The sequence below is a fragment of the Sulfuricurvum sp. genome (genome assembly GCF_049277495.1).
In the GTDB taxonomy this organism is placed as follows: domain Bacteria; phylum Campylobacterota; class Campylobacteria; order Campylobacterales; family Sulfurimonadaceae; genus Sulfuricurvum.
This window is the reverse complement of record NZ_JBASYM010000012.1, coordinates 42,065-52,084: the sequence shown is the minus strand read 5'-3', so window position 1 is coordinate 52,084 and position 10,020 is coordinate 42,065. Positions and strand designations below refer to the sequence as shown.

Genomic DNA, 10,020 nt, shown 5'->3' with positions numbered 1-10,020 from the left:
ACGCAAACCCTACTGTGACGGATCCCATCAGCAAGGCGGCTAAAGCAGCCGCTCCAGCACATACGCAATCAACGGCAGCGTTACCAAAGCGGCAATAATTCCGTAACCGACCAATGCCGCACTGAGTGCGGGGGCGAACCCCGAGGCGATAGCCAAAGCACCGGCGGTAATCATCGAAGGCATCCCCGATTCCAAAACCGCCGTTTTCAGCGCAAGCGGTTCAATCCCGGCCGCAAACAATAACCCAAAGGCCAGCAGCGGCATCACGATCAGTTTTAGAGTCAACGCTTTAGTAAATAACGGATAATCGACCTCTCCCCCCAACCGCATCGAAGCACCCACCGAGACCAGCGCCAACGGTACCAATGTAGACGAGAGCAGCTGTAGATAAGGCTGTGCAGACAAAGGCATCTCTCCGAAGCAAAGGGCAATGATAAGGGTGACAAACGGCGGGAAAAAGAGCAGCTTTTTCAGGATCAGCCGTTTATGAAACGCTCCCGTTTCATAGCGTGCAATCACGGCTGCCCCGTACAGTGAGAGCATCAAAAACGTTCCGAATTGATCATACATCAAAACATAAGGAATTGCCGCTTCACCCAAAAGAGTATGGATAATCGGTATCCCGACAAAGGACGTATTCCCCAGCGGTAAAACAAGCAATAATGCCGCACGGACATGAGGCGGGTGATTTTTTGTCATCGCGATCACGATAGCAACAACGATCGGAAGCAAAATCCACGGGATGAGTATCACGCTGAGTGCGGAAAGGTCCAAATGGATTTTCGGCAATTGAATCAGCACCGTGGCGGGAAGGGAGACGTAGATAACGAAAAAATTAAGACTTTTCGAAAAATCGGCTGGCGCATCGGCTTTTTGTAAGATCATACCGATCAACATCAATACGATAATAAAAGCAAACTGCTCCAAAACTATTCCCTCATTTCTGCCTCAAAGAGGCAAGCTTCAGTGCCTTAGCGGCAAGCGTAGCAATCGGAGCTTGCTTCGGTTGCGTGCAAAATAAAATGGTAATACTATTCTACTCCCCCTTGTAATCCTCTAAAGAAAAAGTTCTTCTCAACAACACTGATATTCGCAGTTTTTCATTAACTCCAACCCCGCTTCATGCGCGCTCTCTTCAAACAGTTCTTCGATATAGAAAACAGAAGCACATACGTGATAAAGAACTTTTTCATCCGATTGATGCTCGTAATAGCATTGCGGTATTTTCGCTTTAAACGCTTCCCAAAATAGATTGGTATACTGCTTGTCTGCGGTTACTTCCAATATGCATCCGATGACGTCGGAGGCATGCTGATAACAGTCGATATTCATAAAAGAGACATATCGGTCAACGTTCGCATTCGTGCTGTCCATATTCTTCCTTTCCTGCCATTTACGCTATTGTATACCAGAAAAGACGGGGATTATCCCCTTTTTTCTCTATATTACGGCGGTTTTATGGATAAAAAAAGAGCAGGTTGACGCAATCGTTTCTGAGATTTAATCCTCCTGAGGTACAATTGAAGACAAAAAAAGAGGGAGCGGCATGGCACATCGGTATACTTCTCCCCGACTTTCGCTTCTGAGTATTTTCAAGTGGCAGCTCTCCAAACGTTTTAGACGGCGCAAATCCTCAGAGGTCCTACCGATGGTGATCGATCATCACAACAGCCTTCCCGAAGGCGAATGTATTCTATGGCTCGGGCATGCATCGCTCTGGGCCCGTATCGGTTCAACGACCCTTATCATCGACCCTATATTTGCCAACATTCCGTTTTACCGTCGTCAAACCCCGCTGCCGATCCCCAAAGAGGTGCTATCGGCCGATGTGCTGCTCATAACCCATGCCCATTACGATCACTATGACAAAGCTTCTGTTGCATACCTCCTGAAACAAAACCCTGAAGTGATTATCGTTGCCCCAGCAGGCTTTTGGCGTTATCTAAAAGGGAAAATTGACCGTGAGCGATGCTTTGAGCTGGAATGGTGGGAATCGGTCATGGTCGGAGGACTTTTTATCACGTTCGTCCCTGCAAAACATTGGAGCAATCGAATCCAATTTGATATCAATAAAGCACTTTGGGGCGGATATATCATCCAAAACAGCGACCATACGATCTATCACTCAGGCGATACGGCGATGGGAGATCATTTTAAAGAGATCGGTGAACGTTTCGATATTGATGAAGCGTTTCTCCCGATAGGAGCCTACCGTCCCGAAGAGATCATGCGCCATGTCCACACAGACCCCAGCGAAGCAATCCAAGCATGTCGCGATCTCGGTGCAAAAACACTGATTCCGATTCACTACGGCACGTTTCAACTCTCCGATGAACCGCTTGATGAGCCGCTCATCTGGTTTTCTCAGTTGATAGGGCAAAAGCCCCACCCCTTTGATACCAAAATACTCCATATCGGTGAAATTTACCGTTTTAATACCGGAAAAACCGCCTAAATCATATTAATTTTATTATGCATGGCAATTAACGCAGCCGTCTATAGTAAAATACCTTTTTTTTACATACTTTATCTCTAAAATTTCGAGTGCCAGATTGAGGATCCTATGCAAATAAAATCAAATCGACTGATACCGATTGGGACATTTTTCCTCTTTTTACTTGCTGTCGTCTTATTTAGCTACTACGAATACAATCAGAACAAAACTAAACTTTATCAACAAATCGACGAAAAACTTATAACGTCAGCGCAAGGTGCCGCGTTGATTCTCCCCTATGGGTTTCATGACCGTGCGGTTGATGCTTCTTCTATTTCCCAAGCCGATGATGATATCAATATTGACCGTTTGAGCCGGTTCGCTAAAAATATGCATGTCGTTTATCTTTATACGATGATCCTAAAAGACGGAATAATCCATTTTACTGCCTCCAGCGCTACCGATGAAGAACGCAAAAGCGGAATCAATCTAACCCGTTATTTTGATATCTATGAAGATGATTTCAGTGGCAACGTGAAAAAAGTTTTCCAAACCAATAAACCGATCTTCGAAAACAGTACCGACCGGTGGGGCTCTTTTAGAAGTGTTATGATTCCGATGAAAAGTCCGGGCGGCAACGTCTATGTGGCTGGAGCCGATATCAAAATCGATACAATAAACCACATCCTCAAAGAAGAAGCCATCGCACTCTTCATCCGTCTTTTGATTCTTATTGGACTAAGTCTCCCTTTCCTGACCTGGCGTCTGCGGGAAATAAATCGTAATCTGCAAAATGAACTTGAAAAAGGAGAAAAAAATCTCAAACAAAGCCATCTGGAGATTCAAGCCATTCTTGACGCAACGCTGGAAAGTATTTTCTTATTGGATAAAAACGGCATTGTTATAAGCATCAACAAGACTGCCGCGAGCAGGCTTCATAAAGAACCCTCAGAGCTGATCGGCCGCCGTATTTACGATTTTTTCCCTCCGGAAGTGGCCTATCGGCGTAAAAGCAATATCGAAAATATTTTTGCTACCGGAAAAATGCTCAGTGTGGAAGACCGCCGCGATGACATGTATTTTGCTCTGAACTATTACCCGGTATTTGACGAAAACAATATGGTCATTTCCGTGGCTATTTTTGCACAAGAAATTACTGAGCGCAAAAAAGCGGAAGAACATATCCATCTTCTCACTAACTTCGATCCTCTTACCGGACTGCCGAACCGTCAAAAACTGCTGATTGATTTAGAAGAGCATCAACCCACATCATGTGCAATATTTAATGTTGACAATTTCAAGGAAATAAACGATTTTTTCGGTATCAATGCCGGGGATTCACTGCTGTATAGCGTAGGTCAGTGGTTTAAAGAAATGGGATGTTTTGCCTACAGAATCGGAGGGGATGAATTTGCCATTTTATTTTATGAAACACTGACGCACGAGCAGCTGAATAATCGTATTGCCGCACTCCTCTCCGCGCTGGATGATGAGCGCTTCATCATCGAACATGAAACACTGGATATCCGGATGAATGTAGGGGCGGCAACAGGCAGCGACAAACTGATCACCCGTGCGGATATTGCATTGCATCGTGCAAAAGAGCGAAAAATACCGATTGCTTTTTATGAAGAATCCGAAAATGTCGAACAACAGTACCAGAAAAATATTGCGATGGCGAGCAGCATACGTAAAGCATTGGCAAACGGTCGTATTTTTTGCCATTATCAGCCAATACTCAATACTGTGACGGGAAAAATTGATAAATACGAGACGCTGGTTCGAATGATCGACGAAGAAGGCAGTATCATCGCGCCGATGCAATTTTTACCCATCGCTAAAAAAACAAAACTTTACCCTCGGATCACACTGGAAGTTCTTCATCAGGCATGCCGCCTCTTCAGCTCCCGCAATGAAGAGTTTTCGATCAATCTCTCTATTGATGATATCCATGACCCCTCAACCGTCCGGGAGATTCTTTCTACCATTGAACGAACCCATACGGCGTCACGTATCGTTTTCGAGATTTTAGAATCCGATGGCATCGAGAACTACGGCGAGGTTGCCCGATTTATTGATCAGGTCAAACAATTGGGAGCCAAGATCGCCATCGACGATTTTGGAACCGGGTATTCAAACTTTGAGCATATTCTCAAACTGAACGTGGACTACATTAAAATCGACGGCTCTCTGATCCGCGAAATCGCCGACAATCCCCGCCATCAAATCATCGTCGAGACCATCATCGATTTCGCCAAAAAAATGGGGGCAAAAACGATTGCCGAATTTGTCAGCGATGAGCGAATATTTAACGCCATCAAAACATACGGTATCGACTATTCACAGGGGTACTACACGGGAAAACCCGAACCCCTTTCATAAGCTTTTTTTGATTAGCGTTTGAGCGTAACGTCAACACTTAAATCGACTTGATCCCGTACTGTCAAAAACATCATTTTAATCGGTTTGATCCCATAATCGGTCATTTTGAGGCTGCTTTGGGCTTTAATGTGCAGCTTGTTCCCCTCTTCATTCATCGTCCCCTCAAAACTGAGCGGCTTCGTGACACCGTGCAGTGTCATCATCCCTTTTATAAGATACGTATCCGATCCCTTGGCGACAACCTCTTTGACGTCAAAAACCGCTTTGGGAAACAGTGAAGATTCCAATACTTCCTGCATATGTTCATCACGTTTTTTGTTATCACTGAAAAAATCGCTCATGCTGACATCGATGGATCCGCGCAGTGACATCAGAGTATCATCCAGCATCAAATGCGATGTGGCTTTTTTAAACATCGGATCGATCGTACTGTCACCGAATACTTCGGTATGCCCTTTAATCACTCCCGACTCAAAGGACAAGTTCCCCGCCATCAGCGAAGCGGCCAACAACAATGCCGTTATACTTAATTTCCCTATCATAAAGTCCTCCTAAAATAAAATGGATACAACAGGGCAAAAAGCCCTAAAACGATTGCTGCTATCCAAAGCTGATGCCCCAGCGCAATACCGTTGGCCGCGGATGCCGCGATCCATCCGACACCGACCATCGATAACCCGATCAGCCGTATATCTGCCAGACGTATCAATGCTTGAAATAACAGGACATTATAATATGAAATTACAATGGGATAGACAACCGCCAACACAATGGGTTTTTGTATCCAGTAGAGCAGGTAACTTAACGCAAAAAGCACCCAGATATGGCGCGTTTGGCGCATCAATTCTCCGCCATAGCGATACGCTAAAAAGACTCCCGCTAAATGAGAGGTGATGATCAGCAGCGTATACTCACTCCAAATATCCATATCACCCGAACGCGCAAGGGTCTCAAAAAGGGCAGAGTCGGCAAAAATCCAGAGCATCATTACCCCAAGAATCGCCCATGAAAACGGTTTTTTTGCACTCTCAAGCGTATTGGAGAGCTTAGAGAAGCGCAAGGCGGCAAGCGAAATCAGAGGAAGCACTATGGCAATATTTCCCCGCTGTTCAAACGGATAAGTATACAGCGTCGTTCCTACCGCATACGCGATCGCCAATCCGAGGGAAAGCTGCAGTTTGCTCTGAGACCGAAAAAGGTACAGCAGCAACGGGGTCGTATAGCCTACGACAAAACCGAGAACCAGCAAGATTCCAAGCGAATAATTCGGATAAAACCACGAAATCATCATCTGAATTCCGAATAAAAAGTAAAGCTCCTGCTTCAGGGAATGATGGCGCCATAACGCACTGATGATACTGCCAAGCACACCGCCGATGGGCAGGGTAAACAGATCATGAATATGGGAATGAAATACCCCGACAACTCCGGTCTGTGCTATCAAAAGATAGTAAAGAAGCTGTGAGGATAAAACGAAGACGAGCAGATTCAATGTTTACCCCGCAGCACCAGCCAATACAAAAGGGCGAATGTACCGTCATACAACGCAACCAAAAGGGCAAGGGTGTCTAATGTCCCGGCCATATACAGTGCGGCAAACACCGAAGCGACAAGTGTGCGTATCGTCGCACTCAGGGCTGCGAGACGCTCGCTATCTGCATGAAGGCCCATCCAATGAACCATCCCGGTCCCGATCATAAAAGCGAAAACGGTGTACTCATAGGTTCCGCTGAAACTAAATCCCAATAATGGAAAAAGTGCCGCTCCGGCGATCAAAAGCATTGCCCCTCCACCCGCATCGCTTAAAAAACCAGCTAGGTGATAGAGTTTTAATGGCGAATCGAGCGGAAAACGGAGCCGCTCATAAGCGATACGAAGCACCATTGCAACCAAAAATATTCCAATAAGAGCACGAAGCACCAAAAAGAGATCTGCCGATCCGTCAAAAACACCCGCTTCCATCAGCCCGGCGATACTCAAAACCAACGCCATAAGAATCATCAAGGCTGTCCATATCACCGCATAAATGCGCCGAAACAGCTGAGGCAAGAGGTGATGAACGATGGAAAGGGCCATAAATGCGACCCCGATCCCCATCGCGATATGGGCATGCCCGACGACCAGATCATTGCGGTGGATCAACGCCCTTATTTCGGGAATAAACAAAAAGTTGCCTTCCAGATCGACCAAGGCAAAGGCTCCGATCGAGAGAAGCAGATACGGATTGGTATGCCATCTCACCCCTGCATCACGCACCCATATCCACAACAACGGCAAATACAGCAAGGTGAGATATTGAAAGAACCACTCTTCGTTGTAGCTTAGACTGTGAAAAAAATTACGGATAATCAAAGAGACGACATACCCGGCCAACGGGACGATCCACAGCCAGTGCCAACGGGGTTTGAATTCAGCTGGCGCGGAGAGCTTGATCAACAGATAATAGATCGGGATCAGGGCAAAACTCATCCCTAACGTATTATCGCCGTGCGGTCCGACAAGGGTCTGCTCTACCTGCCCGTAATCGGGATTCATCAGTACCACGAGGGCTATCGGAGCGGCAACTGCGGCGATCAGTGAAACATTGACCCATAAAGGACGTTTTTCATAACGTCTCAGGGCATCGATGAGTGCGAGGAGATAAAAAATGCCGCTAAACGCAAGGAGAAAGTTGAGCTGATACGGAAAATCATAAAACGGCAGTCCGCGAATGTTTCCGAACAGCAAGGCCATACTCATAAAGAGTAAAAAGAAATTCCACACGATGAAATAACGGCGTAGATGGTCAATCGCCGTTTGCGACAAAACCCCCTCTTTCTCAAAAAGGGCAAAAGGCAACAGAGATAGCATCAGCGGGAAAAAACCGTACAGCATCTGCGAAATATGGAGCGATCGGGCCCTCTCCGGCGAAAAAAGGGTCATTGAACCGTCCAATCCCAATATTTCCAGCGCATAGATCAGCCCTGCAATCAGCCCCAGCGTCAACCAGACAAATGCGAGGGGAAGTTCATTATTGATGAATTTTTTTAACAATTCCATCCTCCATTTCGATAATTACATCGGCGTAATCCGCTATTTTCTTATCGTGCGAAGCCACCACAAACCCCGTCCCCTCATGAGCGAAACGACGGAACAGCTCATAGACCCCGAGAGCATTTTTCGTATCGAGATTTCCTGTCGGCTCATCGGCAAATACAACAGAGGGGCTGTTGATAAGAGCGCGGGCGATCGCGGCACGCTGACGCTCTCCTCCGGAGACCTCATCGCTGTAGCGTCCGCTCAAACGCTCGATGCCCAAATTCCCCAGTAGCGGGTCGATTTTTGCTTCATCCAATGCCGCCAAAGCAACATTTTCGCGCAAGGTAAGATACGAGATAAGATAGTGAAACTGAAACACGAATCCGATATTGTGCCGTCGAAACAAATCAATGTTGCCCAATTCTTGAAATGTTTTTCCATCGTACCGGACACTTCCGAATGAGGGTTGCATAAGAGTTGAGAGAATGGAGAGAAGGGTCGTTTTTCCGCTTCCGCTCTCACCGATGATCGCCGTAAAACTACGGGGTTCGATCGTTATATTCACCCCGTTCAGAACCTTTTCGTGTCCGTAGTAGTGTTCCAGTGCATGCGCTTCGATTTTCATGTGCCGCCTCGCTGAATCAAACTCATCGGATCAATACGGGAAGCATACACGGCAGGAAGAAGTGTTCCAATCAATGCCATCGAGACCGAGACGATCAACACATTGAACATCAGCGTCAGGGTAATCTCCCCATTGATGTAGCCTTGAAATTTATCGGCGTGCTTGATCAGTTCCAGTACCCCAAGCGATGTTGCAAGAGCCACCGCATATGCCGCAACCGCGATCACCAAGGTCTCACTTAACAGCTTGAAAATAATCGTTCCGGAAGAGAGCCCGATCGAACGCATGATCCCAAACTCCCCTTTACGGTCATTTACGACCATGCTCATCATACTCACAATCCCCAAAATCCCCATCAAAAACGCCATCGCGCCGATCACGTCCGAGCTCGTTTTAATAATCTTGAACTGATTGTAGGAATCGATAAAATTCTCGGTTGTTTTGGCTTCAATATCACCGCTTAAATGATTGATTTTCGCAACGATCTCCTCACTTTTACTCAAATCTTTCAGACTGATTAAAAAGATAGAAGCGCTTTTATGAAACAGCTCCCCCGCATCATTCAGATTCATCACCACTCCGCCATCTTCAAAACCGATACGGCTTTTAAACACGCCGCTCACGGCAAAAGGTTTTTTGGAGAGGACAATCACGGAAGGGTGTTTGAGGGTTTCATATATTTTAGACCCCAACATCACCTCCCCGGGTTTAGGGTAAGCGCCTTGTTTGAGGGAATAACTTTTGTAACGGTTTTCACTGACCCCGTATATCCCGACGATAGGGAGAGGATCAACGGGAGCAGCCCCTAAAATGAGTGCGGTTGATTCTTTCACCCCTTCAATCTTTGCAATGGGGATACTCAAAGAACGGTTAATATCACTGAAAAAGGTATCGGCGATCCCCTTTTGAGTGACGATAATATCGCCGTCGGTTTTGAGCATCGCGCTATACATGCTCACCACTCCCCCGGCGATTGCGCTGATCAAAAAAATAGCGGCAATCGACACCGTCATACTGATAAAGATCAGTGCGGTTTTAAACCGGTTTTTACGAAGTGCTTTGAGCGGAGTGATCACTTTTCAATCGCTGTTTTGAGTTCATCTGCGGTAGCAACATACTCGATGGATTTAATCATATTTCCCTCCATCCGAAGTATGGTGATTTTTCCCTCTTGTGCCGGGAACTTTAATCCGATCTCTTCATCGCGGATCAACAAAACAGTATAAGGATACTTTCGCATTTTCGGCAATGCAAAAGCTTCCGCTATAAACGACGGCATAGGGGAGATATCTGCGATATACGCCGCTTTATGCTCAGTGAGATACGTACCGTTTTGTTTGCCGAGACAATCATTGACCGTCGCGGAGGTCCCTTTTTCAAAGGCCATGACGAGGGTCTTCGGCATTGATTTTAGGACAATATGCTTATCGAACTGATCTTTGAGATCCAACGGCATAACCGACTGCCCAATTTTATACGGAGCGGCAAAAACACTCAATGCAACCAAAAGTGCACCTATAATTTTTTTCATCATAACCCTTTTTTTGTACTGTAAAAGTGT

At 46.1% G+C, this 10,020-nt stretch carries 10 protein-coding genes; 2 read left to right on the top strand and 8 right to left on the bottom strand.

Features of this window, described 5'->3' with window-relative positions; genetic code table 11:
- Positions 1-39: 39 nt before the first annotated feature.
- Positions 40-927, bottom strand: coding sequence for an AEC family transporter (locus WAO38_RS03120; protein ID WP_422234259.1), 888 nt, complete (start codon positions 925-927; stop codon positions 40-42).
- Positions 928-1,074: 147 nt separating this feature from the next.
- Complete coding sequence (cowN, locus tag WAO38_RS03115; RefSeq protein WP_422234258.1) at positions 1,075-1,374, bottom strand: N(2)-fixation sustaining protein CowN; 300 nt, start codon at positions 1,372-1,374, stop codon at positions 1,075-1,077.
- 172 nt (positions 1,375-1,546) lie between these two features.
- Here cowN and WAO38_RS03110 point away from each other — a divergent pair, with 172 nt between their 5' ends.
- The gene (locus WAO38_RS03110) at positions 1,547-2,455 is read left to right on the top strand and encodes an MBL fold metallo-hydrolase (RefSeq protein ID WP_422234256.1); all 909 of its coding nucleotides are present in this window, start codon (positions 1,547-1,549) and stop codon (positions 2,453-2,455) included.
- 108 nt (positions 2,456-2,563) lie between these two features.
- On the top strand, positions 2,564-4,816 hold the full coding sequence (locus WAO38_RS03105) for a putative bifunctional diguanylate cyclase/phosphodiesterase (protein WP_422234254.1): 2,253 nt from the start codon (positions 2,564-2,566) through the stop codon (positions 4,814-4,816).
- A gap of 11 nt (positions 4,817-4,827) precedes the next feature.
- On the opposite strand, the gene WAO38_RS03100 is transcribed toward WAO38_RS03105, so the two are convergent.
- From WAO38_RS03100 to WAO38_RS03075, 6 genes are read right to left on the bottom strand one after another with little or no spacing between them, the layout of a single operon-like run.
- Positions 4,828-5,358 (bottom strand): YceI family protein, encoded by a 531-nt coding sequence (locus tag WAO38_RS03100; RefSeq protein ID WP_422234252.1) that lies wholly within the window; start codon positions 5,356-5,358, stop codon positions 4,828-4,830.
- Complete coding sequence (locus WAO38_RS03095) at positions 5,355-6,308, bottom strand: hypothetical protein (protein WP_422234250.1); 954 nt, start codon at positions 6,306-6,308, stop codon at positions 5,355-5,357. Before WAO38_RS03095 ends, WAO38_RS03100 begins: the two co-directional genes overlap by 4 nt.
- A complete protein-coding gene (locus WAO38_RS03090; RefSeq protein ID WP_422234249.1) occupies positions 6,305-7,849 on the bottom strand; it encodes a hypothetical protein in 1,545 nt (514 codons plus the stop codon). Before WAO38_RS03090 ends, WAO38_RS03095 begins: the two co-directional genes overlap by 4 nt.
- On the bottom strand, positions 7,827-8,459 hold the full coding sequence (locus tag WAO38_RS03085; protein WP_422234247.1) for an ABC transporter ATP-binding protein: 633 nt from the start codon (positions 8,457-8,459) through the stop codon (positions 7,827-7,829). The genes WAO38_RS03090 and WAO38_RS03085 overlap by 23 nt, the downstream gene beginning before the upstream one ends.
- Positions 8,456-9,535, bottom strand: a complete 1,080-nt coding sequence (locus WAO38_RS03080) for an ABC transporter permease (protein WP_422234245.1) — start codon at positions 9,533-9,535, stop codon at positions 8,456-8,458. The genes WAO38_RS03085 and WAO38_RS03080 overlap by 4 nt, the downstream gene beginning before the upstream one ends.
- Positions 9,532-9,990 (bottom strand): hypothetical protein, encoded by a 459-nt coding sequence (locus tag WAO38_RS03075; protein WP_422234243.1) that lies wholly within the window; start codon positions 9,988-9,990, stop codon positions 9,532-9,534. The genes WAO38_RS03080 and WAO38_RS03075 overlap by 4 nt, the downstream gene beginning before the upstream one ends.
- Positions 9,991-10,020 lie beyond the last annotated feature (30 nt).

Bases quoted from the DNA above. Each gene is read 5' to 3' on its own strand.
- cowN (WP_422234258.1), bottom strand. From the start codon at position 1,374: ATGGACAGCACGAATGCGAACGTTGACCGATATGTCTCTTTTATGAAT.
- WAO38_RS03075 (WP_422234243.1), bottom strand. From the start codon at position 9,990: ATGAAAAAAATTATAGGTGCACTTTTGGTTGCATTGAGTGTTTTTGCC.
- WAO38_RS03085 (WP_422234247.1), bottom strand. From the start codon at position 8,459: ATGAAAATCGAAGCGCATGCACTGGAACACTACTACGGACACGAAAAG.
- WAO38_RS03100 (WP_422234252.1), bottom strand. From the start codon at position 5,358: ATGATAGGGAAATTAAGTATAACGGCATTGTTGTTGGCCGCTTCGCTG.
- WAO38_RS03110 (WP_422234256.1), top strand. From the start codon at position 1,547: ATGGCACATCGGTATACTTCTCCCCGACTTTCGCTTCTGAGTATTTTC.
- WAO38_RS03105 (WP_422234254.1), top strand. From the start codon at position 2,564: ATGCAAATAAAATCAAATCGACTGATACCGATTGGGACATTTTTCCTC.